The organism is Paracoccus marinaquae, from assembly GCF_018860165.1.
GTDB classification, from domain to species: Bacteria; Pseudomonadota; Alphaproteobacteria; order Rhodobacterales; family Rhodobacteraceae; genus Paracoccus; species Paracoccus marinaquae.
This window is the reverse complement of the sequence record NZ_JAHKNG010000001.1, coordinates 33,539-59,631: the sequence shown is the minus strand read 5'-3', so window position 1 is coordinate 59,631 and position 26,093 is coordinate 33,539. Positions and strand designations below refer to the sequence as shown.

At 67.7% G+C, this 26,093-nt stretch carries 24 protein-coding genes; 9 read left to right on the top strand and 15 right to left on the bottom strand.

The annotated features are described in order from the left end of the window. The first annotated feature begins 95 nt into the window (after positions 1–95). Both deoC and KNW02_RS00280 read left to right on the top strand, forming a co-directional pair. Positions 96–1,061, top strand: a complete 966-nt coding sequence (gene deoC, locus KNW02_RS00285; protein ID WP_216031250.1) for a deoxyribose-phosphate aldolase — start codon at positions 96–98, stop codon at positions 1,059–1,061. Between the two features lie 7 nt (positions 1,062–1,068). Beyond that, positions 1,069–3,405: an aldehyde dehydrogenase family protein gene (locus tag KNW02_RS00280; protein ID WP_216031249.1), complete on the top strand. Its 2,337-nt coding sequence runs from the start codon at positions 1,069–1,071 to the stop codon at positions 3,403–3,405. A 227-nt stretch (positions 3,406–3,632) separates the two neighbouring features. On the opposite strand, the gene KNW02_RS00275 is transcribed toward KNW02_RS00280, so the two are convergent. The 3 genes from KNW02_RS00275 to KNW02_RS00265 all read right to left on the bottom strand — a co-directional run bounded on the left by KNW02_RS00275 (position 3,633) and on the right by KNW02_RS00265 (position 7,399). Further along, complete coding sequence (locus tag KNW02_RS00275) at positions 3,633–5,009, bottom strand: hypothetical protein (RefSeq protein WP_216031248.1); 1,377 nt, start codon at positions 5,007–5,009, stop codon at positions 3,633–3,635. A 330-nt stretch (positions 5,010–5,339) separates the two neighbouring features. Beyond that, a complete protein-coding gene (locus KNW02_RS00270; RefSeq protein WP_216031247.1) occupies positions 5,340–6,476 on the bottom strand; it encodes an acetate/propionate family kinase in 1,137 nt (378 codons plus the stop codon). Further along, positions 6,473–7,399, bottom strand: a complete 927-nt coding sequence (locus KNW02_RS00265) for a bifunctional enoyl-CoA hydratase/phosphate acetyltransferase (RefSeq protein ID WP_216031246.1) — start codon at positions 7,397–7,399, stop codon at positions 6,473–6,475. The genes KNW02_RS00270 and KNW02_RS00265 overlap by 4 nt, the downstream gene beginning before the upstream one ends. 465 nt (positions 7,400–7,864) lie before the next feature. Between KNW02_RS00265 and KNW02_RS00260 the strand changes: the two genes are divergently transcribed. Beyond that, positions 7,865–11,401, top strand: a complete 3,537-nt coding sequence (locus KNW02_RS00260; protein ID WP_216031245.1) for a Calx-beta domain-containing protein — start codon at positions 7,865–7,867, stop codon at positions 11,399–11,401. A 96-nt stretch (positions 11,402–11,497) separates the two neighbouring features. Next, positions 11,498–12,319, top strand: a complete 822-nt coding sequence (locus KNW02_RS00255) for a DUF6635 family protein (protein ID WP_216031244.1) — start codon at positions 11,498–11,500, stop codon at positions 12,317–12,319. A gap of 5 nt (positions 12,320–12,324) precedes the next feature. Here KNW02_RS00255 and KNW02_RS00250 read toward each other — a convergent pair whose 3' ends face one another. The 5 genes from KNW02_RS00250 to KNW02_RS00230 form a co-directional block, all read right to left on the bottom strand. Continuing rightward, positions 12,325–12,561: a DUF1289 domain-containing protein gene (locus KNW02_RS00250; protein WP_216031243.1), complete on the bottom strand. Its 237-nt coding sequence runs from the start codon at positions 12,559–12,561 to the stop codon at positions 12,325–12,327. Positions 12,562–12,663: 102 nt separating this feature from the next. Beyond that, positions 12,664–13,134: a Holliday junction resolvase RuvX gene (gene ruvX, locus KNW02_RS00245; RefSeq protein ID WP_216031242.1), complete on the bottom strand. Its 471-nt coding sequence runs from the start codon at positions 13,132–13,134 to the stop codon at positions 12,664–12,666. Beyond that, complete coding sequence (gene ccmI, locus KNW02_RS00240) at positions 13,131–14,363, bottom strand: c-type cytochrome biogenesis protein CcmI (RefSeq protein ID WP_216031241.1); 1,233 nt, start codon at positions 14,361–14,363, stop codon at positions 13,131–13,133. Before ccmI ends, ruvX begins: the two co-directional genes overlap by 4 nt. Positions 14,364–14,528: 165 nt before the next feature. Then, positions 14,529–15,518: an NAD(P)H-quinone oxidoreductase gene (locus tag KNW02_RS00235; RefSeq protein WP_216031240.1), complete on the bottom strand. Its 990-nt coding sequence runs from the start codon at positions 15,516–15,518 to the stop codon at positions 14,529–14,531. Positions 15,519–15,532: 14 nt separating this feature from the next. Further along, positions 15,533–16,189 (bottom strand): COQ9 family protein, encoded by a 657-nt coding sequence (locus tag KNW02_RS00230; protein WP_216031239.1) that lies wholly within the window; start codon positions 16,187–16,189, stop codon positions 15,533–15,535. Positions 16,190–16,282: 93 nt separating this feature from the next. On the opposite strand from KNW02_RS00230, the gene rpsU reads away from it, so the two are divergent. After that, a complete protein-coding gene (gene rpsU / locus KNW02_RS00225) occupies positions 16,283–16,489 on the top strand; it encodes a 30S ribosomal protein S21 (protein ID WP_022705914.1) in 207 nt (68 codons plus the stop codon). A gap of 96 nt (positions 16,490–16,585) precedes the next feature. On the opposite strand, the gene KNW02_RS00220 is transcribed toward rpsU, so the two are convergent. Continuing rightward, positions 16,586–17,785, bottom strand: a complete 1,200-nt coding sequence (locus KNW02_RS00220) for an alpha/beta hydrolase (RefSeq protein WP_216031238.1) — start codon at positions 17,783–17,785, stop codon at positions 16,586–16,588. A 300-nt stretch (positions 17,786–18,085) separates the two neighbouring features. On the opposite strand from KNW02_RS00220, the gene KNW02_RS00215 reads away from it, so the two are divergent. Further along, entirely contained in the window at positions 18,086–18,289 is a 204-nt protein-coding gene (locus KNW02_RS00215; protein WP_216031237.1) for a hypothetical protein, read from the top strand. 39 nt (positions 18,290–18,328) lie between these two features. Here the strand turns inward: KNW02_RS00215 and KNW02_RS00210 are convergent, their stop codons facing one another. Continuing rightward, on the bottom strand, positions 18,329–18,790 hold the full coding sequence (locus KNW02_RS00210; protein WP_216031236.1) for an Lrp/AsnC family transcriptional regulator: 462 nt from the start codon (positions 18,788–18,790) through the stop codon (positions 18,329–18,331). 135 nt (positions 18,791–18,925) lie between these two features. On the opposite strand from KNW02_RS00210, the gene ald reads away from it, so the two are divergent. After that, positions 18,926–20,047, top strand: a complete 1,122-nt coding sequence (gene ald / locus KNW02_RS00205; RefSeq protein WP_216031235.1) for an alanine dehydrogenase — start codon at positions 18,926–18,928, stop codon at positions 20,045–20,047. Positions 20,048–20,123: 76 nt separating this feature from the next. Here the strand turns inward: ald and mscL are convergent, their stop codons facing one another. The 3 genes from mscL to KNW02_RS00190 form a co-directional block, all read right to left on the bottom strand. After that, a complete protein-coding gene (gene mscL / locus KNW02_RS00200) occupies positions 20,124–20,558 on the bottom strand; it encodes a large conductance mechanosensitive channel protein MscL (protein ID WP_216031234.1) in 435 nt (144 codons plus the stop codon). 157 nt (positions 20,559–20,715) lie between these two features. After that, positions 20,716–21,363, bottom strand: coding sequence for a DsbA family protein (locus KNW02_RS00195; protein ID WP_216031233.1), 648 nt, complete (start codon positions 21,361–21,363; stop codon positions 20,716–20,718). Continuing rightward, the gene (locus KNW02_RS00190; protein WP_216031232.1) at positions 21,357–21,899 is read right to left on the bottom strand and encodes a DUF721 domain-containing protein; all 543 of its coding nucleotides are present in this window, start codon (positions 21,897–21,899) and stop codon (positions 21,357–21,359) included. Before KNW02_RS00190 ends, KNW02_RS00195 begins: the two co-directional genes overlap by 7 nt. 85 nt (positions 21,900–21,984) lie before the next feature. Here KNW02_RS00190 and KNW02_RS00185 point away from each other — a divergent pair, with 85 nt between their 5' ends. After that, positions 21,985–23,010 carry an A/G-specific adenine glycosylase gene (locus tag KNW02_RS00185; protein WP_252733312.1) on the top strand — a complete coding sequence of 342 codons (1,026 nt, stop codon included), beginning with the start codon at positions 21,985–21,987 and terminating at the stop codon, positions 23,008–23,010. 10 nt (positions 23,011–23,020) lie between these two features. Then, a complete protein-coding gene (locus KNW02_RS00180; protein ID WP_216031231.1) occupies positions 23,021–24,157 on the top strand; it encodes an alkane 1-monooxygenase in 1,137 nt (378 codons plus the stop codon). 7 nt (positions 24,158–24,164) lie between these two features. Here KNW02_RS00180 and KNW02_RS00175 read toward each other — a convergent pair whose 3' ends face one another. Continuing rightward, complete coding sequence (locus KNW02_RS00175) at positions 24,165–24,953, bottom strand: hypothetical protein (RefSeq protein WP_216031230.1); 789 nt, start codon at positions 24,951–24,953, stop codon at positions 24,165–24,167. Next, on the bottom strand, positions 24,950–25,984 hold the full coding sequence (locus KNW02_RS00170; RefSeq protein WP_216031229.1) for a GSCFA domain-containing protein: 1,035 nt from the start codon (positions 25,982–25,984) through the stop codon (positions 24,950–24,952). Before KNW02_RS00170 ends, KNW02_RS00175 begins: the two co-directional genes overlap by 4 nt. Positions 25,985–26,093 lie beyond the last annotated feature (109 nt).

Genomic DNA, 26,093 nt, shown 5'->3' with positions numbered 1-26,093 from the left:
CGGCGGCGTCGATGCCTGCCGGCGGGCGGGCCGGACGGCTTGCCGCAGGGTGCCGGCGGCGCTACCGTGAGCGGACCCGTCTGGCCGAGGTCCGCATGAGCCCCACCCCAAAAAATCCCGGCACCCGAAATCCCGGCACCGATCTGCGCCCCGACTGGTTCGCCGATATCCGGATCAACACCCCGGCGGTCGAGCGCCGCGCGGCCACCCTGCCGGTGCGGCGCAGTCTGAAAAAGGACTGGCAGGCGGCATGGCTGCTGAACGCGGTGCGCTGCATCGACCTGACCACGCTGGCCGGCGACGACACCGAGGACCGCGTCGCGCGGCTTTGCGCCAAGGCGATGCAGCCGGTGGCACCCGACCTGCTGGCGGCGATGGGGGTCGAGGGGCTGACCACGGGCGCGGTCTGCGTCTATCCGACCATGGTGGCCGCGGCCAAGCGCGCGCTTGGCAATTCCGGCGTTCCCGTGGCCTCGGTCGCCACCGGCTTTCCCGCCGGGCTGATGCCGCTGGATCTGCGGCTGGCCGAGATCCGCTTTGCCCTCGATCAGGGCGCCGATGAGATCGACATCGTGATCACGCGCGCGCATGTGCTGCGCGGCGACTGGGCGGCGCTTTACGACGAGATCCGGGCCATGCGCGAGGCCTGCGGGCCGGCGCGGATGAAGGCGATCCTTGCCACCGGCGACCTGAAATCGCTGGAGAACGTCGCCCGCGCCAGCCATGTCGCCATGCAGGCGGGCAGCGACTGGATCAAGACCTCGACCGGCAAGGAAGGGGTGAACGCCACCCTGCCGGTCAGCCTGGTCATGTGCCGGGCGATCCGCGACTATCAGGCGCAGACCGGCCACCGGGTCGGCTTCAAGCCGGCCGGCGGGCTGCGCACCGCCAAGGACGCGATCAGCTGGCAGGTGCTGATGCGCGAGGAACTGGGCCGCGACTGGCTGGCGCCCGATCTGTTCCGCATCGGCGCCAGCAGCCTTCTGGGCGATATCGAACGCCAGATCAGCCATCACGTCACCGGCCGCTATGCCGCCGCCCATCGCCAAGCCATCGCCTGAGGGGAACATGTCCAGCGTGAGCAAGATCATGGAAAGCATGGAATACGGCCCCTCGGTCGAGGACAGCGGCGCGGTCCGCGACTGGCTGGCCGGGCGCGGCAGCTTCGGCCATTTCATCGGCGGAAAATTCATCAAGCCGGGGCAGACATTCGTCACCAGCGATCCCTCGACCGGCGAGGCGCTGGCGCAGGTGACGCAGGGCACGGCCGACGACGTGGCCGCAGCCGTCAGGGCCGCGCGCAAGGCGCAGACCGGCTGGGCGAAGCTTTCGGGCGGGGAACGGGCGCGCTATCTTTATGCCATCGCCCGGCATGTGCAGAAACGCGAACGCTTTCTGTCGGTGCTGGAGACCCTGGACAACGGCAAGCCGATCCGCGAAAGCCGCGACATCGACATCCCCCTGGTGGCGCGGCATTTCTATCACCATGCCGGCTGGGCGGAACTGCGCGACAGCGAATTTCCGGGCCATGCGCCCTTGGGCGTCTGCGGCCAGATCATCCCGTGGAACTTCCCGCTGCTGATGCTGGCCTGGAAGATCGCGCCGGCGCTGGCCGCCGGCAATACGGTGGTGCTGAAGCCGGCAGAATATACGCCGCTGACGGCGCTGGCCTTCGCCGGGATCTGCCAGGAGGTCGGCCTGCCCGCCGGCGTGTTCAATATCGTCACCGGCGACGGCGCGACCGGCGCGGCGCTGGTCGGGGCGGATGTGGACAAGATCGCCTTCACCGGCTCGACCGAGGTGGGCCGCGCCATCGCCGCCACGCTGGCCGGGACCGGGCGCAGGCTGACCCTGGAACTGGGCGGCAAGTCGCCCTTCATCGTCATGGCCGATGCCGATCTGGATGCGGCGGTCGAGGGCGTGGTGGATTCGATCTGGTTCAACCAGGGCCAGGTCTGCTGCGCCGGCTCGCGCATCCTCGTGGCCGAGGCGGTGGCCGAGCGGTTCGAGGCGCTGCTGAACGCCCGCATGGCAAGGCTGCGGCTGGGCGCGCCGCTGGACAAGTCCACCGATATCGGCGCCATCGTCGATCCGGTCCAGAAGGACCGGATCACCGCCATCTGCCGCGCCGCCACCGATGCCGGGGCGGAGCTGATCGGCGGCCAGCCGGCCGACGGCTGCTTCATCGCGCCGGGCTACCTGCGCAACGTCACCCCGGCCAATCCGGGGATGGAGCAGGAGATCTTCGGCCCCATCGCCACGCTCTCGACCTTCCGCACCGCCGACGAGGCGGTGGAACTGGCCAACAACACCCGCTACGGGCTGGCCGGCTCGGTCTGGTCGGAAAGTGCCGCCGTCGCCACCGACATCGCCGCGCGCGTCAAGGCGGGCGTGCTGTGGATCAACTGCGCCAACCTGTTCGACGCCGCCGCCCCCTTCGGCGGCTATCGCGAAAGCGGCTTCGGGCGCGAGGGCGGACGGGCCGGCATGCTGGACTATCTGGCCGAACCGGCGGTGAAATCCGTCAAGGAGCCGAAGGCGCAGGCCCCGATGGCCGCGACCGGCGGCGAGGCCGGCAAGGCCGGCGGCATCGACCGCACCGCCAAGCTCTATGTCGGCGGCGCACAGAAACGCCCCGATGGCGGCGCCTCCTACGCGGTGCCGGGCGGGCTGGCACCGCTGGGCAACCGCAAGGATATCCGCAACGCCGTCGAGGCTGCGGCCAAGGCCGGCGCATGGGCGGGGATGGGCGGGCATGCGCGGGCGCAGGTGCTGTATTACATCGCCGAGAACCTTGCCGCCCGCACCGGCGACTTCGCCGATCTGACCGGCAAGGCCGAGGCCGAGGCCGCCGTGGCCCGCGCCTTCCACTATGCCGCCTGGGCCGACAAGTTCGACGGGCGCAACCTGCAGGCCCGTCCCGGCCATCTGCTGAACGTGATCCCCGAGCCCTGGGGCGTCATGGGCATCGCCTGCCCGAACACGCAGCCCCTGGCCGGGTTCATGTCGCTGGTCATGCCCGCCATCGCCATGGGCAACCGCGTGGTGGTGATCCCGGCGCAGGACGATCCGCTGGCGGTCGCCGACCTGTATCAGGTCTTCGACACCTCGGACCTGCCGGGCGGCGTGGTCAATATCGTCACCGGCGCCCGGGACGAACTTGCCCCGGTTCTGGCCGCCCATGACGAGGTCGCCGCCATGTGGTATGTCGGCCCGTCCGCGGGGCTGGAACGGGTCGAACGCGCCGCCGGCGGCAATCTCAAGCCGGTCTGGTCGCCCGTCAACCGCGACTGGACCGGAGGACAGGCGCAGGGCGAAAGATTCCTGCGCCACGCGACACAGTGGAAGACGATCTGGCTGCCCTATGGCGCCCTGCCCGCAGGCAGCGGCAGCGCAGCCTATTGAGGCGGAGCTGAACGGAAAATAACCATTTGATTTCATATAATAAAGATGAAGAATTGTTCGCCTTGATCTGCAGGGTTTCGTATGGTTCGGGTGGAAACCCTGCAATTCCGATCGTCGCTGAGTCCCATTCAGAGCTATTGCGGAAGCCAACCGCTCTGGCATGACGCAAAGCGACACGGTGAACGGTGGACCCTCAAAGGTCGCCGCTCGCCCGGCATCCGATCCTTTCAATTGGCTTTGGGATGAAAGAAGCTTGCACCCGCCTTGGCTGCGTCCTGCGTCATCGTGTCATAGGTGTTGGTATGCCAGCTGTTCACCCGCGCCGCCTGACCCGGATCGAGGTAGGACTGGTCAAAATTTTTCGCTTCGCGGAGATCGAGGAAATTGACCTTTGCGAACCCGCCGCTTGCCGTCCTGGCCTTGGCATACCACTCATGGAACAGCCGCACGAAGTCCCCGTCACGGTTACCCAAGCCGGTTGTCGCGACGTAATTGGGAGCGAATTTCAGCTTCGTCTTCGCGCGGGAGAGATTTGTTCCGGCTAGTACATCCAGATGCACCAGCCCGGCGATCAGGCCGATGCTCTCGCGTTTGTGCCCTATCTGGTCACCCTTGGTGATCGCGATTGAGCCGAATCCGGAATTCGCCAGCAGCGCGACGGCGGCACCGGACAGGCGTGTCGCGGGTTCCGGAAAGTAGATGTTGAACATGTCCGTGGCCATGCTGCTGCGGGCATTGATCTCGGCTTCGAGATACTGCTGCGTGAATTCCTGCAAGGCAGCATCCCGGCTGGCGGTATCGTCGCCGAAAAGCCCCTTCATGGATTCGTGGCCCGCCACGTCCCGCCAGTCCCATCGATAGACGCCGGCTTCGGCCAGCCAGTCGGCTGAAACAGTCTTCTTCTGCCCTTCGCCTTCGGTGCGCCCTTCGTTGGTCGCACCGGAGATGCCGGTGGTGTCGCTGTCGATCGTTTCCACCAGCGTCATGTTCGAGGTCGGGTCGGGCCAGCCGAGGGCCGCGCCCACGGCATTGCGCCAAGCGATGTAGGACTTGAACGCAGCATAGCGCCAGAACGCGAAATCCAGTTCGTTGCGATTTGTCGGCTTCTGCCGCCTCGGGATTTGGAAGGGGCCCGACTGGAAGATGCGGGCGACCACCTCGCCCCCCGATCGGTTCTCGTCCTGCATCAGCCAGGTGCCGACGTTTCCCGCATTCGCAGTGACCAGCGCGTCCGGTGTGGCCTGCTTTTGACGCGCATCAATGCCGGGAAAGGTGTCTTTATCTACAGTCTCGTTGGACAGGATCCAGACGTAGGTGTGCGCGGGCAGTGCGTTTGCTGTCACGCCAGCACTCTTGCTGGAATGAATGACTCCGATACGCAGCTTCTTGATGCCGGTGTATACCCGCTGTACCGGTTCGCGCGCCCTCGCCTGAACCGGCGCGGACCCGTCGACAGACGGCGCACGGGCGTCGGCCAACCGCTGCAGGTTCATCAGCGCTCGGGCCTGCGGCGAGGCCTCGGCCGCGCTTTGCAATTGGCGCAGTCGGTTCGCTTCCGGGCGCCGGTCTGTGGCCGCGACAGGCACCTCGGATTCAGTCGGCACCCTCCGACGCGCATTCGCTGGGATGGGGTCGGATGATGCTCTCATCTGGATACGGGTATAACTGCCATTTTCAGGACTTGATGATACCAGTGTCAGAGATCCCGATCAACGCTGAGCGCTGTTGAACCGGGCCATCGCAGCAGGCTCCGGGGTGCCGGATACCCGCTTCTGAATATCTGCCAGAGCAGCGAAGGTCTGCGGTGAGGAAGCCTTGCTGCGCGAACGCGATCCCATTTCGCTGATCTGCCACCGGTACGGGGAAGGTTTCGGTGACACTCGAGGACCGGGCTTCGGGCGAAGGGCCGCCCGGGTGGGGGCGGCCGGGGCCGGTCAGGCTGCCGGGGGGACGCCTTGCGGGGAGCCGGCCCGCAGCAGGGCGATGGCCTCCATCGCCATCATGCGTTCCTCGTTGGCGGGGATCACCAGCGTCTCGAACCGGCCCAGATGCGCCAGCCGGTTCCGGATCGCCTCGCGCACGGGGCCGGCATTCTCACCGATGCCGCCGGTGAAGACCAGCGCGTCGATCCCGCCCAGCGAGACGGTCAGGGCCGCCGCCGCCTGCGCGCAGCGCATGGCGAAATAGTCCAGCGCGAACCGCGAGGCCTCGGTGCCGTCGGCCAGAAGGGCCGCCACGTCGTTCGACCTGCCCGACAGGCCCAGAAGCCCGGCGCGGTTGTAGATCAGTTCTTCGATCTCTTCCAGCGCCATGCCGAAGGTGCGCTTCAGCAGCAGGATCGCGCCGGGATCGACGGCGCCCGAGCGGGTGCCCATCGGCACACCGTCCACCGCCGTCATCCCCATGGTCGTATCGACGCTGCGCCCGTCCCGCATGGCGCAAAGGCTGGCGCCGTTGCCCAGATGCGCGGCGATGACCCTGCCCCGGTGCAGATCGGGCCGGTCCTGCGCCAGCACATGCGACAGCCATTGATAGGACAGGCCGTGGAAGCCATAGCGGCGGATGCCCCTGTCGTAATAGTCCTTCGGCAGCGCGAAATGGGTGAACAGCGGATCGCGCCCGGCATGGAAGGCGGTGTCGAAACAGGCCACGTCCGGCACCTCTCCGACCAGCCCGCGCGAGGCGGCGATGGCGGCAAGGTTATGCGGCTGGTGCAGCGGCGCAAGCGGCACCAGCGCGGTCAGATCCTCGATCACCCGGGGCGTGATCAGGGTCGCGCGGTCATAGCCCGTGCCGCCATGGACGATGCGATGGGCGACGGCCTCGATCCGCCAGCCATCGTCATGCGCCCGCACGAAGCCCAGCAGCGCCCGCAGCGCCGCGGCGTGATCGGTGCCGGCGGCCAGCGCCTCGCGGGTCTCGGGGCCGCCGGTCAGGCTGGCCTTCAGTTCGGCATCGGCACCGATCCGGCTGACCGCGCCGCGCGCCAGCAGGGCAAGGCCATCGCGGGCGAAGAGGCGGAACTTCAGGCTGGAGGAACCGGCGTTCAGCGTCAGGATCGTCGGGATCATTTGATCTGCCCCTTGCGCCGGCCCTCGGCCATCAGCACCGCCAGCGCGCAGGACAGAAGCCGCGCCCGGACCGAATCGGCGCGGCTGGTCAGCATGATCGGCACGCGCGCGCCCAGCACCAGTCCGGCCGCATCCGCGCCGCCCATGAAGATCAGCTGCTTGGCCAGCATGTTGCCGGATTCGATGTCGGGCACCAGCATGATGTCGGCGAGGCCCGCGACCTCGGAGACGATGCCCTTCTCGCGCGCGGCCTGCTGGCTGACGGCGTTGTCGAAGGCCAGCGGGCCGTCCAGCCGGGCATCGGTGATCTGGCCGCGGTCGGCCATCTTGCACAGGGCGGCGGCATCCAGCGTCGCCTGCATCTGCGGGTTCACCGTCTCGACCGCCGCCAGGATCGCGACCCGGGGCCGCTCCGGCCCCCACAGCACCCGCCACATCGCGACGGCGTTCTGGACGATATCGACCTTGTGCGCGAGACCGGGGGCGATATTCACCGCCGCGTCGGTGATGATGAAGGGCCGCGGATAGTCCTTGCTGATCATCAGGAAGGCGTGGCTGATCCGCCGTTCGGTGCGCAGGCCGCAGGCCGGGTCGATCACCGCCTCGAGCAGTTCGTCCGAATGCAGCGAGCCCTTCATGATGGCGCCGACCTGCCCCGCGCTGGCCATCTGGGCGGCGGTCCGGGCGGCGGCATGGCTGTGTTCGGTATCGACGATCTCATAACCCCCGGGGTCGTGCCCGGCCTCGGTCAGGGCCGCCGCGATCCGCGCCGCCGGCCCGATCAGCACCGGCTCGATCAGCCCGGCCTCGACCGCCTCGGTCACCGCCTCGAAGACCGAATGGCGGACCGGGTGGACCACCGCGGTCCGCAGGGGCGGCAGTGGACCGCAACGGTCGATCAGGTCCTGGTAATGCTGGCTCATGGCCGGCCTCCTTGTCCATGGGTCGATGACGCCCGGCAGCCCTGCCCGGCGCCCGTCTGGCGGGACCATAGCCGCCCTTGCCGCCGCTGCGAAAGCCACTCCTTGCGTGTCAAAACGTCCTTGCGGGGCGGCGCGGGTCCACCGGGGCGGATCCGGGCGTTTCCGCAGCGCGATGGCCCGGCCAGCCGCGGGTGCGGTGGGCCGGCGGTTTTCGGGCGAAAACAGCATCCTGCGGGTCAACGTCATCGATTCGTTCGATAAATTCAACCATCGCAAGGAAACGATCGTTCAATTACAGCCACGGGATGTGACGCGCCCGGTGACCCCCTCCCCTTTTGGTCAGTTTCCAGCCCGGCGGTGCCAAATTCGTTGCCCGCCGGAATGACTGCCCCCCTAATGGAACGAACCGCCCGTCTCGGCCCTGCCAGCCGACAATCCTGTCCCGTTCCAAGTGGAGCCTGTCCCATGCCCTTCATCACCATCGAACCCGCCTCGGCCGTGGAATTTGAGTACATCACCTTCCAGGTAACCCTGGACGACGCGCCGCTGGACGCGGTGACGATCCAATATGAGGTCCTCTCGGGGACCGCCGAGCGGAACACGGATGTCATCGGCGGCACAAGCCCGTTGCGGGGCTCCCTGACCTTCGCCCCCGGAGAGACCACCAAGACCATTGTCCTGCGCGCCAACTGGGAGACCGCGGACGAACGGGACGAAAGCTTCTTCGTCAGACTGTTCGATCCGACTGGCGCGAGCTTCGGTGAGAATATCCACAGTCTTTCCACCGTCGGATGGGTGCTGGACAATGACGGCGTCGGGCTGAATCGCGCGATTGCCATATCGAACCCGATCGTATCGGAAGCCAATGCCGGCAAGGCGACCTTCGTTGTCAGCCTGTCCCAACCTTTTGCCACCGATACCACCTTCACCTTCCAGACCCATGACGGCACGGCGAAGGCGGGATCAGATTACGTCGCCCAAAGCGGCACGATCACCTTCCTCGCCGGCGAAACCGAACAGCCAATCGAGGTCGATCTGCTGAACGACAGCCTCGCGGAAGGGACCGAGAGTTTCAGCCTGTCGATTACCGGCGCCCATGAGGTCACCGGAACGACGGCAACCGCGCAGATCGCCGATGATGACACCAGCCGACCGGTCATCTCGATCGACGGGGTCGCGGCGACCGAGTACCAGTATCTCAATTTCACCGTGCGCCTGTCCGAGCCTGCGGCGGATGCCGTCACGGTCGATTTCAACACCCTGTCCGGAACGGCGATCCGGGGCGTCGATTTTGCAAACGGGGGCGCGGGAACGGTCACGTTCGCCCCCGGCCAGACCACACAGACGATCCAGGTGCGGGCCGATTGGGAGAGCCTGGACGAACTCGACAAGAGCTTTTTCGTGCAGTTGTCGAATCCCGTTGGTGGAACCTTCGGAGAAAACCTCCATTCGCAGAGCGCGGTCGGCTGGGTTCTGGACGATGATGGGCCCGGCCTTAACCGTGCCATCGAAGTGTCGGATATTGTCGTGAACGAGGCCGCCGGTGGCAAGGCCATCTTCACCGTCAGCCTCTCTGAAGCCTTCGACGATGTCCGCAGCTTCGACTATGCGACCTTCGACAGCAGCGCCACATCAGCCAACGACTACATTGCCAAGACCGGCACCGTGACCTTCCAGGCCGGCCAGACCGAAGCCTTCGTCGAGGTCGATCTGCGCAATGACGGCGTGGCCGAGGCCGGCGAGAATTTCGGACTGGCCATCCGCGAGGCACATCAGGTCAAGGGTGCCACCGGCAATGCCCTGATCATGGACGACGATTCCACCCAGCCAATCATCTCGATCGAAAGCATGGGCGCGCCCGAGTATCAGCATCCGCTTTTTACCGTGCGTCTGTCCAAACCCGCGGCGGATGCCGTCACGGTCAGCTACAGAACACTGTCCGGCTCGGCGATCGTGGGCACTGACTTAAATGGCTATGATCCGCTGAACGGCACCATCACCTTCGCCCCCGGCCAGACGACACAACAGATCTGGTTGCGATCCGGCTGGGAAAGTTTGGACGAACTGGACAAGAACTTCATCGTCCAGCTCTACGACCCGGTCGGGGCCGGCTTCGGCGGATCGATCCGCACCCTGTCCTCGAACGGCTGGGTTCTGGACGATGACGGGCCGGGGCTGAACCGGACCGTGGCGGTAGTCGGGACCGAGCTGCGCGAGGGGCCGGGCGGGCGCGTGGCCGTCTTTGCCGTCGAACTGTCGAGCCAGGCCGACACCGATATCACGCTGCGCTACCAGACGCTGGACGGGACCGCCAAGGCGGGGCAGGACTATGACGCGCGTTCCGGCAACGTCACCTTCCTGGCCGGGCAGACCCGCGCCGAGATCGCGGTTCCGGTCCGCTATGACCTGGCCCTGGAGGGCAGCGAGCAGTTCCGGCTGCGCGTCATCCCGCCCTTCCCGACCGAACTGGCAGCAAGCGCGGTTTCAAGCTTTGGAACCACGACCATCCTCGACGGCACCATCCGCGGCAATGACGCCGCCAACCGGCTGACCGGCACCGTCTTCGCCGACCGGATCGAGGGCTTTGGCGGCAATGACCTGATCCGCGGGCTTGGCGGCAATGACATTCTGGTGGGGGGTGTCGGCAACGACCAGATTTATGGCGGCGCGGGCAATGATGCGCTGCACGGTCAGGCCGGCAACGATCTGCTGAACGGCGAGGCCGGGCGGGACAGACTTGTCGGCGGGATCGGCAATGACCGCTATGTGATCGACACGCTGGACACCATCGTCGAAGGGGCGAATGGCGGCATCGACACGGTGGTGGCCAGTTTCACGATGACGCTTGCCACCCATCTGGAGAACCTGATCCTGCTGGGCGGGGCCAATCTGCGCGGCAATGGCAACGCGGCGGCGAACCAGCTGACCGGCAATAACGGCGCCAATATCCTTGACGGGCGCGTCGGCAACGACCGGTTGGCGGGCGGCGGCGGCAACGATTCGCTGTTTGGCGCGGCCGGCAACGATGTCCTGATCGGCGGCGCCGGCCGCGACAGGCTTGTCGGCGGGATCGGCAATGACCGCTATGTGATCGACACGCTGGACGTGATCGTCGAGGCGGCGAATGGCGGCATCGACACGGTCGAGGCGCGGCACACGATGACCCTTGCCCCGGTGCTGGAGAACCTGACCCTGCTGGGCGGGGCCAGTCTGCGCGGCTATGGCAACGCGGCGGCGAACCGGCTGACCGGCAATGCCGGCGCCAATATCCTTGACGGACGGGGCGGCAACGATGTCCTGATCGGCGGCGGCGGGCGCGACCGGCTGATCGGCGGCACCGGCAACGACCGCTATGTGATCGACAGGCTGGACACGATTGTCGAAGGGGTGAACGGCGGCATCGACACGGTCGAGGCGCGGCACACGATGACCCTCGGCGGCAATCTGGAGCATCTGACCCTGCTGGGCGGGGCCAATCTGCGCGGCAATGGCAACGGGCTGGCGAACCGGCTGACCGGCAATGCCGGCGCCAATATCCTTGACGGGCGGGGCGGAAACGACCGGCTGGACGGGGGCACCGGCAACGATCTGCTGCTGGGCGGGACTGGCAACGACGTGCTGCTGGGCGGGCGCGGAACGGACAGGCTGCAGGGGGATGCGGGGCTTGACCTGCTTTACGGCGGCCTCGACGGCACGCAGCGCGACGTGTTCATCTTCCGCTCGGAAACCGACAGCCGGGCCGGGGCGGCGCGCGACAGGATCTACGATTTCCGTCCGGGCGTGGACGATATCGACCTGCGCGGCATCGACGCCAACCGGCAGGTGGGTGGCAATCAGGCCTTCGATTTCACCGGCGGTCGGGCCGGGGATCATGCGGTCTGGGTGGTCAAGCAGGGCGCGAACATGCTTGTGCGCGGGGATAATGACAGCGATCCCTTCGTGGATTTCGAGATCCTCGTCGTCGGGGTGTCGCGCCTGTCCGCGGGCGATTTTCTGCTCTGACACCCGGTCGCGGTGCCAGCGCGCCGCGGTCGATGCTGGAAAGATGGTGCGGCCCTGCCTATCTATCTGCCGCGACGGCTGAGCGGGGCGGCGGGGATGGCAGAGACGGCTGATCTGGAAGCGGCGCGCCGGCGGGCGGTCGAGGGCTTTGTGCGCACGCGCTACGGCCTGCGCGGGACTTTGCGGCTGCACCGCGAGGCCCTGGGTTTCGATCTGCTGCGCGCGCCGGTCAATGTCGCCCTTGCCCCGGTCTTTCTGCTGTCGCGGCTGGGGGCCTGGCTCTGTGGAAAGGCCGGGCTGAGCGGCGCGGCGCGGTGGCTGTCCGCGCGGCGGATCTTTCTGACCTCGGATCTCGCGCGGCTGCTGAACGACGACCTGACCGCCTTCCTGCAGGCACTGGAAGCCGAGGGGCTGCTGTCCCGAACCCCGCCCGAGACCCTGCGCCGCGCGGTCGCGGATTATACCGAGACCCGCAATGCCGTCGCCGAACTGACCACCTCGCTGCTGGTGCTGACCTTCGGCGTGGCCATGTTCGGCGCGGCGACGCCGGGCGTGATCTCGCTGGCCGGCCCGGTCGCGGAGCTGCGCGCCCAGAGCCGCGCGATCGAGGATTTCGCGCTTGGCAGCGGGCTGGGGCGGCTGTGGAACGGCTGGTTTCCGGCCGAGCCGACCGCGCTCCAGATCCTTGTCACCGGCATCCTGCTGACGGTTGCGGCCTCGCTGGTGACGGCCTTCGCCGGCATTCTGGCCGATCCGGTGCAACGCTGGACCGGCATCCACCGGCGGCGCCTGATGCGCCTGCTGGCGCGGCTTGACCGGCAGGCGGATGCCTCGGGGCTGGCGCGCGAGCATCTGCTGGCGCGCGGCGGCGACATGGCCGATGCGGTGCTGACCCTGTGGCGCAGCCTGCGCGGCTGAGCGGATCACCCGTCGCGGCGCCCGTTCCTTCCGCCCCGGCGCTTTTTCAACAGCGGCTTGCGCCCCGGCAGTTCCGCCATGATCTGCTGTCTCGTCTCGGCGGGCAGGCTGCCCCAGGCGGCGATTTCGTCGAGGCGACGATAGCAGCCGACGCAGATCCCTTCGTAGGGATGCATGACGCAGATATTGATGCAGGGACTCTGCGGCTCGTCACGGGTCCAGATGGGGGCGGCGTCGTTCATGACGCCAACATCTAGCAGGGCGGCAAATCCCTGCAAGGCGGGAAGCGACGCTTTGGCGCGGGAACGGACAGCGGCGCGCCGCAGGGCTGTGCCGGGCGCGGATCAGCAGGCCGGATACCGCAGCCGGTCCAGCGCCCCCTGCAGGATATAGCCCGCCGCGACCTGATCGATCACCTCGGCCCGCCGGCGCCGCGAGGTATCGGCCTCCAGAAGCGCGCGTTCGGCGGCGACGGTCGACAGGCGTTCGTCCCAGAACCCGATCGGCAGTGGCGTCAGCGCCGAGAGATTGCGGGCGAAAGCGCGGGTGGACTGGGCGCGCGGCCCCTCGCTGCCATCCATGTTGCGCGGCAGCCCGAGGACCAGCCCGACCAGCCCGCGTTCGGCCACGATCTGCAACAGGTCGGCAGCATCCAGCGTGAACTTGCGCCGGCGGATCACGCTTAAGGGCGAGGCCACCTGCCGCAGCCCGTCGCTGACCGCGACGCCGATGGTCTTGGTGCCGAGGTCCAGCCCGGCCAGCCCGCCCGCGCCCGGCAGAGAGGCGGCGAAACCGGCCATGTCCTCGTGGATCATTCCACCAGCCCCGCGGCTTCTGCCGCCGCGCGCAGCTGCGCCAGCGCCTCGGGCGCGGCGGCAAAACGGGCCTGCGCCTGACCCCAGATCTCGCGCGCATGGTCGGTGTGACCCAGCACCCCGAGGGACGAGATCAGCCGCGCCCATTCCTCGGGTGTGCCACCTTCCGCGACAAGCCGCGCCTCAAGCCGTTCGACCATGCCGCCGACCATCTGCTGGCGTTCCTCGGGCGTCATGTCCCCGGCGGCCGCCAGCGCATCCGCATCCGGGCCGGGCAACGCGCCCGGGGCTTCGGGGGGGATATAGTCGGGATGGCCCGCCAGCCATGCCAGATCGCGGATATTGGGGCGGATCGACACGACCCAGGGCGCATCCGACGGGCCCTGCTCCAGCAATTCGCGCCAGATCGGAAAGGCGCGGTCGGGCCGGCCATTCTGCAGCTGCAAGAGCCCCAGAAGATAGCGCGACTGCGGCTGGCGCGGATCGGCGCTCAGCGAACGCGCCAGAACCTCCTCGGCCTCGGGCGTGATCAGCCCGCCCGCGGCTTCCATCATCAGGGCAGAAAGCTGCATCAGTTCTTCGGCGCTGGCATTGCTGCCGCGCAACTCGACCAGCCGCTGCTGCGCCTCGCGCGCCGCCGCGAGGTTGCCCAGCCGGATCTCGTTGGCGGCCAGCAGGGCCATGCCCTGCGGATCGTCGGGCTTTTCCGCGACGGCCGCGCGCAACTGTTCGACCAGGGCAAGATATTCGGGATCGGCCTCGGGCTGCGCCCGCGCCAGAGGGGGTGCCGCGGCCTCGGCCTCGGCCTGGCCGGGGCGGCTGTCATAGGCACGCTGGGCCAGCGCGAGGCGTTCGGCCATGGGCAGGTCGGGGGCGCCGGGCGCCCCTTCGCGCAGATACAGGAATACCGCCCCGGCCAGCACCGCCAGCAGCGCCACGGCGGCGACCAGCGCGGTGCCGCCGCGTGCGGCCGGCGCCGCCTCGGCCAGCCGGCGGTCGGCATCCAGCACCTTGCGCCCGATCTCGGTGCGCAGCCGCGCGGCATCCTCGCCCCCGATCACGCCGCGCTCCAGATCGCGCTCCACCTCGCGCAGCTGGTCGCGATAGACCTCAAGGTCATAGGCGGCCGCGGGCCGGGCCGCCGCGCCGGTCTGGCGCCCGCGCCAGACCGGCGCCAGAATTGCCGCGGCCACACCCAGAGCCAGCACCAAGCAGAGTATCCAGAACATCGCATTCCTCCGGTTGCCCCAGCATTAGTGCGCTTTCCGCCCGACCGAAAGCGTCGCGGTGCCGCAGCCACCGCGCATCGCAGGCCGGATTTTCCTGCCCCCACCCCGATTTACGGCCCGCAGGCCCGCCGGCTGACGAAAAAGTCATCACCCGGGCAGGCCGGATCAGTCGTCCGCCAGTTTCAGGACGATCTTGCCGATATGGTCGCTGCTTTCCATGCGCCGATGGGCCTCGGCGGCGTCCTTCAGATCGAACTCGCTGTCGATCGTGACCTTCACCGCACCGGCCGAAACCAGCGGCCACAGCTTCTTGCGCACCTCGTCGGCGATCTCGGCCTTGGCCGTGTCCGATTGCGGGCGCAGGGTCGAGCCGGTCACGGTCAGCCGCTTGACCATGATCTGGGCGAAGTTCAGTTCAACCTTCGGACCTTCCAGAAAGGCGATCATCACCAGCCGGCCGTCGGGTGCCAGGGTCCTGACATTGCGGGGGATATAGCTGCCGCCCACCATGTCGAGGATCAGATCCGCGCCCCCCTCGGGCGCGAGGCGCTTCACGAAATCCTCGGCCCGGTAGTTGATCGCGGTGGCGCCAAGCGCGGTGATGGCGGCGCATTTCTCATCGCTGCCGGCGGTGGCGAAGACCCGCGCGCCCAGGGCCTTGGCCACCTGGATCGCCATCATGCCGATGCCCGAGGTGCCGCCATGGACCAGAAACCGCTCGCCGCCCTGCAGCCCGCCCCGCGTGACCACGTTCGACCAGACGGTAAAGGCCGTCTCGGGCAGGCAGGCCCCCTCGCGCAGCGACAGCCCGCGCGGGATGCGCAGCGCGTGATCGGCATGGCAGGCGACATATTCGGCATAGCCGCCGCCGGGCAGCAGCGCGCAGACCTGCTGCCCCTTGCGCCAGCGGGTGACGCCCGCACCGAGGCCGACGATCTCGCCCGACGCCTCGAGGCCCGGCAGGTCCGAGGCATCGGCCGGCGGCGCGTACAGGCCCTGCCGCTGCAGCACGTCCGGGCGGTTGACCCCGGCATAGGCGACCTTGATCAGGATCTCGTCATGGCGCGGCACCGGCACCGGGCGGCGGGTCATCTGCAGTTGATCGGCCTCGCCGGGGGCGGCGATCTCGATGGCGTTCATCGCGTCGGGGAACATGGTCTCTCCTTGCTTCAGGTCGTCGTCTTGCCGGGCAGGTCGCGGGCCTGCGGCGCCCGGACCCAGCCAAAGGCGGCGCGGCCCAGAAGGCCGGCACCGGGCAGCTTGTTCAGGCGGGCCTTCACGCCCTCGAAGCGCATCACCCCGTCGATGCGGCGGTCGAGGAAGGCGCGGCTCTCCGCGCGGCCCTCGGAATCGTCGCCCAGCCAGAACAGCACGGTCGCGCCGATCACCGCCGACAGGGTCGCGCGCTTGGAATACCAGTTCGCGTCCTCGGACCGATCCCCAAGCCCGGTCCAGATGATATCCGCCGTCTCCCAGACCAGCCGCGCGGCAAGCCCGGCATTCTGCGGCAGCGCGAGGGTCGCCGCGCCGGCCCGCACCAGTTCCGGTTCGACCAGCGACAGCCTGTGCCAGACCGCCGCCGCGACCCGGTCGCGGAACCTGCCCTCGGGCGGCGCGGCGCGCAGCCAGTCGCGCAGCTGCGCGTCGGCGCGGCGGTGATAGGCGGCGGCCAGCCCGGCCCCGCCCTGCGGAAACTGAACCCGCGCCATCGCCTCCGGAATGCCCAGATCGCGGGCGCCGGCCAGCAGCGCGCGGTCGTTCATCCCGTCGAAGGGCACATGGATCAGCGCCGCCTCCAGCAGGTTTTCACGTTGATTCTTGCTCATCTCGACCTCTTCTGGACAAACACGCCCGGCGCTGCTATTGGGGCGCTTCCTGCAATCTTTGCAACTCTAACCTAGGAAGGTGGTGACAACCACATGCAGGTCAATGTTCGCGACAACAACGTCGAACAGGCGCTTCGTGCCCTGAAGAAAAAACTTCAGCGCGAAGGTGTCTTCCGCGAGATGAAGCTTCGGCAACATTTCGAGAAGCCGTCGGTCAAGAAAGCCCGTGAAAAGGCCGAGGCCGTCCGCCGCGCCCGCAAGCTGGCCCGTAAAAAGGCCCAGCGCGAAGGCGCGCTGTAAGACGACGCGATCAAGCGTTATCAGGAAGCCCCCTGCCGATCTTTCGGCGGGGGGTTTTCGTTTGGTCCGGGGCCGGTCTGCCGTGGGCGGCCCGGGTCAGTTCAGGACCGCCGGCCCGATCCGATGCAGAAACCGGTCGATGGCGCGGGTGGCCTGATCGAAGCCCGCCGTGCCGGGCAGGAAGATGTGATTGTCGTCGTCAAGCAGGACGAATTCGGCATTCGGCATCAGGGCGGCCAGTCGCCGTCCCTCCTCGGCGGCGACCGAACGATCGCCCCGCGAGTGCAGCAGAAGCGCGGGCGTCGCGACCGTTCCCGCCAGATCCTCGATATCGATGCCGACCATGAGTTCCAGATTGGCGAGGATCGCGGCCGCGTCGCAAGCCCGACGCTGCATCTCGTCGAATTCGCGCGCAGCCGCCGCGCCGCAGTCGGGAATGAGGCGGGCGGTGAAAAACCGCCGGTATTCGGGATTGGGGTCGTTCCAGCCGGCAAGGATCAACGCCTTGCTGCCTTCGTATTTCCGGACCTCGGCCTCGTCGCCGCTGACCAGCCATCCACGGCCGAAACCGCCCCGTCCGACGATGCCGATGACGCGCTCGGGGTATTTGCGCGCGAAGGCGATGGCGAAGGCCGCGCCCTGCGACGGGCCAAACAGGAAGAACCGCTCGACGCCCGCCGCATCGGCCACCGCACGCATGTCCTCGACCATGTCGTCGATACTCAGGACGCCCTCGACGCGGTCCGACATGCTGGTGCCGCGCTGGTCGAAACGGATCAGGCGGACCCGCTCGCCCAGCCAGCGGTAGAACCGGCTGAAGATCAGGCTCTGCGCCTCCATCTCGATATTCGAGATCCAGCTTGGCGCCTTGAGCATGGGTGGGCCTGACCCCGACGCCGTCCATGCCAGCCTCACGCCATCCGCCGAGGTGGCAAAGCGGATCGGCTCATCGTCAAGCGGTTCGACCGGTGCCGCCTCATGCGCGGCCGCGATCCCGCCGGGCACGACCAGCCGATAGCCGGATTTCGGATGCGTCTGCAGGATCCGGCGGTCGTCATCGCCAAGCGCGCGGCGAATATCGGCCACGCATTGCGTCAGGCTGCTTTCGGTGACGGCGATATCGCCCCAGATCGCGTCCATCAGGTCACGCTTGGACACAACCTTTCCCGATGATCTGGCCAGTTCGACCAGGACCTGAGCGGCCTGCGGTCTCAGCGTGTGCTCTTCCCCCGACAGACGCCTCAGCACGCGGCTGTCGCTGTCGAACCGCGCCTCGCCGACATCGATCATTCCCATGTGAAACCCTCCCCGGCGGCCAAGCGGCTTTCACGAAACTTCAGATGGCTTTCACGAAATTTCAGTTTCGTTTCAAGACGCCGCTCTCGCCCGAATTGTAGCCTGTTGACCCGAATACCCACAAGTCTCGCAAGACCAGCCAGACAAGACCAGCCAATCGGAGAGGATGATGACCCAGCTTTTACGCGCCCGTGCAGCGCCGGGCAACGCTGCCGCCGCCAGCCGGCGACGGCGCGGCCGGAAACCCACCGGAACGGAAGGCCTCTGGCCCGTCCATGTCGCGTCGGACAGGAGGCCATCATGATCGAGTTCGTGTTGATCGCATGTCTGGCCGGAGACCCCGGCGATTGCAGAACCGAAGAACGGCTGTTGACCGATCTTTCGCTGCTCCAGTGCATGACCAGCGCACAGTTCCTGGTGGCGGACTGGGCAAATACCCATCCCGACTGGATCGTTCAGCGGCATTTCTGCCGGGTCTTCGATCCCAAGCGCGCGGATGCCTGACCGGGCAACTTGAAAGCAGCCGTCCCCGACCACAGCCGATCACACCGGGATCGCCGTGGTCCGGAACACGGTGCGCAGCGCGAAACTGGAATGCATCTGCGCCACGCCGGGCAGGCGGGCCAGATGCTGGCGGTGGATGCGCGCGAAATCGTCGGTATCCTCGACCACGATCTTCAGCAGGTAATCCGCCGTGCCGGCCATCAGGTGACATTCCAGCACGTCCGGGATCGCGCGCACGCCGCGCTCGAAAGCCTCCAGCAACTCATCGGCCTGCCCCGACAGGGTGATCTCGACGAAGACCGTGGTCTGGCGCCGCAGCGCCCGCGCGTTCAGCAGCGCGACATAGCCCGAGATCACCCCGGCCTCTTCCAGCCGCTGCACCCGCCGGTGACAGGCCGAGGGCGACAGATGCACTCTGACCGCCAGTTCGGCATTGCTGATTCGCCCCTCCTTCTGAAGCAGGGCAAGGATCCGGCGGTCTATTGCGTCAAGTTCGGCCATGGCGGGATGATCTTCGATCGCAGGCACCCGCACCAGAAATTTCTTCGATCCCGGGGTTGCGCCAACCGGCAGCTTCGCAACACATTGCGGCATTTGGCTGGCACACTGATATCATAAGGAAAAGGGAGGGGAAAAATGACAAGGATCGGTTGCCCGAAAGAGATCAAGCCGCAGGAATTCCGGGTCGGGCTGACGCCCGCCGCCGCCGCCGAGGCGCTCCTGCGCGGCCATGAGGTTCTGGTCGAAACCGGCGCGGGCCTTGGATCCGGCTTCACGGACGAGGATTATCAGGCCGCCGGCGCCGGGATCGCGCCCGACGCTGCCACGGTTTTCGGGACGTCGGACCTGATCGTCAAGGTCAAGGAACCGCAGGCGCCCGAGCGCCAGATGCTGCGCCAAGGCCAGGTGCTGTTCACCTATCTGCATCTGGCGCCGGATCCCGACCAGACCCGCGACCTGCTGGCCTCGGGCGTCACCGCCATCGCCTATGAAACCGTCACCGACGCCCGTGGCGGCCTGCCGCTGCTGGCACCCATGTCCGAAGTCGCGGGGCGGCTGGCGCCGCAGGTCGGTTCATGGGCGCTGCAGAAGGCCAATGGCGGGCGCGGCGTGCTCTTGGGCGGGGTGCCGGGCGTGCGGCCGGCCAATGTCGTCATCATCGGCGGCGGGGTTGTGGGAACCGCGGCGGCACGGGTGGCGGTGGGCATGGGCGCGAATGTCACCGTCATGGACCGTTCGGTGCCGCGCCTGTCCTATCTGGACGATGTGTTCATGGGCCGGCTGACCACCCAGTTTTCCAGCGCCTCGGCCACGGCCGAGCGGATCCAGACCGCCGACATGGTCATCGGCGCCGTGCTGATCCCGGGCGCCGCCGCGCCGAAACTGGTGTCGCGCGATCAGTTGTCCACCATGCCGCAGGGCGCGGTTCTGGTCGATGTCGCCATCGATCAGGGCGGCTGCTTCGAGACCTCGCGTCCGACCACCCATCAGGATCCGGTCTACGAGGTCGATGGCGTGGTGCATTACTGTGTGGCCAACATGCCCGGCGCGGTGGCGCGCACCTCGACCCAGGCTCTGGGGAACGCCACCCTGCCCTTCCTGCTGGCGCTGGCCGACAAGGGCTGGCGGCGGGCGGTCAGCGACGATCCGCATCTGCGCGCCGGCCTGTCCACGCATGAGGGCCGGCTGACCTCGTTGCCGGTGGGCGAGGCACTGGCGATCGAGGCAATCTCGCCCGATCAGCTGCTGGCCGGCTGAAATCCCTTTCCCACAGGTGAAACGAAAACGGCGCGCCCTGCCGGGCGCGCCGCATGTTTCGTGCTGACGCAGGCGCTCAGGCGCGGGCGGCCAGAAGGTCGCGGATCTGGGACAGCAGTTCCTCCTGGCTGGGGCCGGCGGGGGCAGCTTCAACCACCTCTTCCTTCCCGATCGCCGCTTCCTTCATCCGGTTGACGGACTTGACCAGAATGAACACCACCCAGGCCACGATCAGGAAGTTCAGCACCGCCATGAGGAACGAGCCATAGGCGAAGATGGCCGCCCCCGAATCGCGCGCCACCTGCAGGCCGGCGCCGTCGGGCACCGTGCCGGACATGACGACATATTTGTTCGAAAAATCGATCCCGCCGGTGATGAGACCGATGATCGGGTTGATCAGGTCGTCCACCAGCGAGGTGACGATGGCCGTGAAAGCGGCCCCGATAATGATCCCGACGGCCATGTCCATGACATTGCCGCGGGCAATGAACTCTCGAAATTCCTTAAGCATGATACTTTTTTGCCCCTGTGGTTAAGGCGCGGGTTCGCGCAACGGGGCAAATCTAGTCGGCTTGACCGAAAGCGCCAACACCAACATTTGGGTAGGATCGAGGATCACCGGGGCAAGGCGCACGCGCCCCGCCCCGGTGCCGGTTCCCACCGGGGCCTTACTGGCCCGCCGGCGCCGCGGCCAGCTTGGCCTCGATGATGGCCTTCATGTCGTCCCAGGGCTGGTTCATCACCTTCTCGCCGCCAATGATGAAGGTCGGCGTGGCCTCGATCTGATCGGTGGTCGCGTTCTTCTGGAAGGTCGCGATCAGCTGTTCGGCCTTGGCGCTGTCGTCCCAGCAGGCGGTCATCTGCTCTTCGGTCATGCCGGCCTTGAGGCCGATCTTGCGCAGCCCGGCGGCGATCTCGTCGCCCGAACCACCGCCCAGCCATTTCTTCTGCTCGCCCAGAAGCATGTCCGAGACGGCGAAATACTTGTCGTCGCCACCACAGCGCGCAAGGATCCCCGCCCACAGCCCGACCTGATCAAAATAGACATCGCGCTGGATGAACCGGACCTTTCCGGTATCGACATATTCGGCCTTCAGCTTGGGCCAGTTCTGTTCATAGAAATTCGCGCAATGCCCGCAGGTAAAGCTGGCATATTCGATCAGCGTCAGCGGCGCGTCCTCGGCCCCCATCGCGATATCGGGCAGGATCTGGACCTCGGTGGCCTCGGTCGCAGCATCAGCCGCCGGGGCATCCTGAGCGAGGGCGGGCGCGGCCAGCCCGAGGGTCAGGGCGATGGCGGCAGAGCGGATCAGCATGGATTGTCCTTTCGGTTCCTTCGGGATGAGAGATTGAGCGCCAGCCGGGCCATGGCCTCGGCCAGCGCGCCGTCGTCGAACTGCGCCGCCACCGCGCGCGCCTCGGCCTCGGCCTGCGGGTCGGCTGCGGGCGCCCGGCGCGGAGCCGGGGCAAACTGCGCCTGACCCTCGGCAAAGCCGCTGGCGGCGGTCTGGGTCAGCGTGATCTTCTGGATGGCGTTATAGCCATAGCAGGCATTCACCCGCTCGCGCAGCTGCGGCAGCTGCATCTCGACCATCGGCGCCATCGGCCCGGTGGTCAGCAGGGTCAGCGTCGCGCCGAAACTGCCGCGGCTGTGGCTGACGCGGACCGGGCGGGTCACGCGGGCCAGATCCTCGCCGGCGATCTCGGGCCAATGGGTCAAGAGCCGCGAGACCGCGAAGCCGCGCCCTTCGGCGGCCTTCTGCACCCGCTCGCCCAACAGCGAGGCCGCTGCCTCGAAGCCGCGCCGGCGGCGGCGGGGCGGGCTGGTCGTCCTGTCGGGCCTCTGTGCCATCTTTGCCTGATCGGTTATCACCCTCATATCCTTAATCAGCCCGGTGGCCGGATGAAAGCGCGCTGCGGGCAACGGAGGCTGAAAATTGCGTGACGACAAGGTGATCGCGCCCGTGATTCTGGCCTGGTATGACCGCCATGCGCGGGTGCTGCCCTGGCGGCTGCCGCCCGGCACGGGCCGGGCCGATCCCTATCGCGTCTGGCTGTCCGAGGTGATGCTGCAACAGACCACCGTGGCAGCGGTGAAAGACTATTTCATCCGCTTCACCACGCTATGGCCGCGGATCGAGGATCTGGCCGCGGCCGAGGATGCGCGGGTCATGGCCGAATGGGCGGGCCTTGGCTATTACGCCCGCGCCCGCAACCTGCTGGCCTGCGCCCGCAAGGTGGCCGAGACGGGCGGCTTTCCCGACACGCGCACCGGGCTGCGCGCCCTGCCCGGCATCGGTCCCTATACCTCGGCGGCCATCGCCGCGATCGCCCATGACCAGCCCGAAACCGTGGTCGATGGCAATGTCGAGCGGGTCGTGGCGCGGCTCTTTGCGGTCGAGACTGCCCTTCCGGCCGCGAAAGCCGAACTGACGGCGCTGGCCGAGACCCTGACCCCGCGCAAGAGGCCCGGCGATTACGCGCAGGCGATGATGGATCTGGGCGCGACCATCTGCACCCCGCGCAGCCCGGCCTGCGGCATCTGCCCGCTGATCGCCGATTGCGACGCCCGCGCGCGCGGCATCGCCGCCGATCTGCCGCGCAAGGCTCCGAAAGCCCCGCGGCCCGAACGCCGTGGCATCGCCTGGGTCGCCCGCCACGGCCAGTCGCTGCTGCTGGAACAGCGCCCGGCCAAAGGGTTGCTGGGCGGCACGCTGGCCTTCCCCTCGACCGGGTGGGACGGGCGCGAACTGCCGCCACCGGGCGCGGCCCAGTGGCGCGAACTGGGCGAGGTGCGCCATGTCTTCACCCATTTCAACCTGTCCCTGCGGGTGATGCTGGGCGATCTGACCGGCAATCCCGAACGCGGCGCGCTGGTGCCGCTGCGGCAAATCGACCGTGACGCCCTGCCGGGGCTGATGCGCAAGGTCTGGGATATGGCGCGCCCCGAGATCGCGGCGTAACATCGCGGCCATGAGCGACCGTTTCAGCAGATTGCCGCCCGCCGCCCCCTTCTGGATGTCGGTCCTGATGCTGCCGCTGGTGGCACTGGCGGCCATGCGGGGCGGTCTCTGGTGGCTGCTGCTGCCCGGTTACGCCTGGTATCTGACCATGGCGCTGGACGGCGTTCTGGGGCTGAACGAACAAAACCCCGCCCCCGACATCGCCACCGGGCGGCTGTTCTGGCACCGGGCCGTCACCATCATCTGGTTCCCGCTGCAATTCGCCGCGATCTTCGGCACGATCTGGTATGTCACCCAGTCCGGGCACCTGTCGGGTCTGGAAAAGCTGGGGCTGTTCTTCGGCATCGGCGTGCTGTCGGGCACCATCGGCATCGTCTATGCGCATGAGTTGCTGCACCAGAAATCGCCGCTGGAACGCTGGCTGGGTGATCTCCTGCTGGCATCGGTCCTCTATTCGCATTTCCGCAGCGAACATCTGCTGGTCCATCATGCCTGGGTCGGGACACCGCGCGATGCGGTCTCGGCCCGCTATAACGAGGGTTTCTATCGCTTCTTCCGCCGGGTCATGCGGGATTGTCCGCGCAGCGCCTGGCGGGCCGAGACGCGGATGCTGGCGCGGGCCGGGCGCGGGCCGTGGGACCGGCGCAACCCGTTCTGGCGCTACGCCGGGCTGCAACTGGGGATGCTGGCGCTGGCGCTGATCCTCGGCGGGACGCAGGGGCTGCTGCTGTTCGTCTTTCAGGCTTTCGGCGCCATCTGGCAGCTGGAACTGACCAACTATGTCGAACATTACGGCCTGACGCGCCGCCATCTGGGCGATGGCCGCTATGAGCATATCATGCCCCGGCACAGCTGGAACGCCGGCCATACCGCCTCGAACTGGCTGCTGATCAACCTGCAGCGCCATTCCGACCACCATTACAAGCCCGACCGCCGCTTTCCGCTGCTGCAGACCTATGGCGCGGACGAGGCGCCGCAACTGCCGATGGGCTATCCGGCGATGACCTTCGTGGCGATGGTGCCGCCCCTGTGGCGACGGCGGATGAACCCGCGCGTGCGGGCGTGGCGGCGGCGGTTCTATCCCGGCATCAGCGACTGGTCGGCCTATGACAAGGGCGACCTGCCGCTGCCGCGCAACGCGCCATAACGCCGCTTCAGCGCGGCAGCGCCGCCATGATCTGATCCATCATCATTGCCCCGTATCCGGCGTTCCCATGGGCGAAATCGGTCTCGGGCTGCGGCTGGTCGCGGTGCGGCGTCAGCCGCATCGCCCCGCGCATCAGTTCGGGCCGGGTATAGGCCCCGGCGATCGCGGCCGCCTCGGGCCAGAACAGCACCTGCGCGGCGCGACCCAGTTCGGCCTCGGCGCAGCGCCGGAACCAGTCGCGCCAGAACTGCGCATCGCCGCGCTCGACCATATCGACATAGGCTGCGTATCTCGCCCGCGCCGCCGTGCATTCCGCCGATGGCATCGGCTCGGGCAGGATCAGCACCGGCTTGCCGAGGCTGTCCAGCCGTTGCCGCAGCCGCCCGGCCGCCGATTTCCGAAAGCGTTCGCGCAGCGCCGCGTCAAGAAACTGCCGCCCGACCAACTGAACCCCGGTCGCGCCGGCCATGACCGAGGGAAAACCAAGGCTGCGATGCGCCGCACAGAGCGCCGCCATCCCGGTCCAGCCCAGGCCACCGACAATGGCGAATGCGTCATAGCCCCCGACCTCCAGCCGGCGCACCATGTTGTAATACTGCATCTCGGCCGCCAGTTTCTCGTTCGTCGGCACCAGCGCGCCGCCGACCAGGTCGAGCCGGGCGAAATTCCCGCCCAGCATGCCCAGAAAGTCGATCTCCCAATCCGGCCAGCGCAGGGGATCGGCGGCATAGGCCAGCCGCGGCGCGCCGATATGCGAATTGCCGATGAATAGCAGGCGGAGGCGGGCGGCACTCATCGCTGGAACGCCTCCAGCAGCGCCTCTTCGCAGATCAGTTCCTCGGCATCCTCTGCCGCCACCTCGGCGGCCTTCCGGCCCTTCAACCCGTGGGCTGCGAGGAAGACCCGCATGACCGCCGCCACACCCGCGGGCGTCACCTGCCGCAGATCCCCGGCGAAGAATCCGCCCCGCGCCGCGGGGTTGGTCACGATCTCGTAGGACGGGAAATAGTCCACATCCGCATAGGCCGAGGCGAAATCGCCGGCAGCCGCGCGCAGCGTCGCCTTGGAATATTGCGTCGCGGGCAGGACATGCCCGCCCGTCGCACTGGCCGCCAGCGGCACCGGCGAGACGGTCAGCAGAAGCCGCATCGCCGGGTTGAAGCCATGCAGCACGCGGCGCAGCCGGTGCAGATCCTCGGTCACCTCCGGATAGGTGAAGTTCACGAATTCATGCCGCCCGGGATCAAAGCTGCCGGCGATGACCCCCGGACAGGTCGGATAGACCCGCCCGCTGCGGCGGCAGCGCCAGGCCTCGGTCAGGCCCAGCGTGAAGACCAGCACATCGGCGCTGGCCAGCATCGGCGCCAGCCGCTGCAGATGCCCCAGCCGGATCGCCAGCACCTCCTCGGCGCTGTCCAGCCCCCCGGGATCCACGCCGGGGCGCAGCGCATCGTACCAGCGCCCGTCCCGTTCCCAGACCTGCGCCGGGTCGGGCCGGCCGAGCACCACCTCCTCCAGCAGCTGCAGCATCTGCCGCGCGGTGTAGATATTCCCGTAACGCCCGGAATAGAGATTGAAGCCATGCCCCTGCAGGAAATCGGCCCCCAGACCCGGCGGCGCCGGCTCGGCATCCAGCACCGCCAGACCGGCGCGGCGCAGGGCGCGGCCCAGATGCTGAGCGAAACAGCTGCCGGCGGTCGCGACAGCGCTGTTGACCGTCAGCCGGAACTTGGGGTCGTAAAGCCGTTCCAGCCTGTCGGCGCGCATCCGCGCCACTGCCGGGCGCCAGAAGGCGGAAGGGGGAAGGTCTGAATAGGGATGTGACATGGTGACAGACATATGCACGCGCACCCGGTCATGAAAAGGCCCCGCCATGCGGACATGGCGGGGCAAGGCGGTCCCGGCCGCGCGGCTGGCGGCAGGACTACGGCGAAAC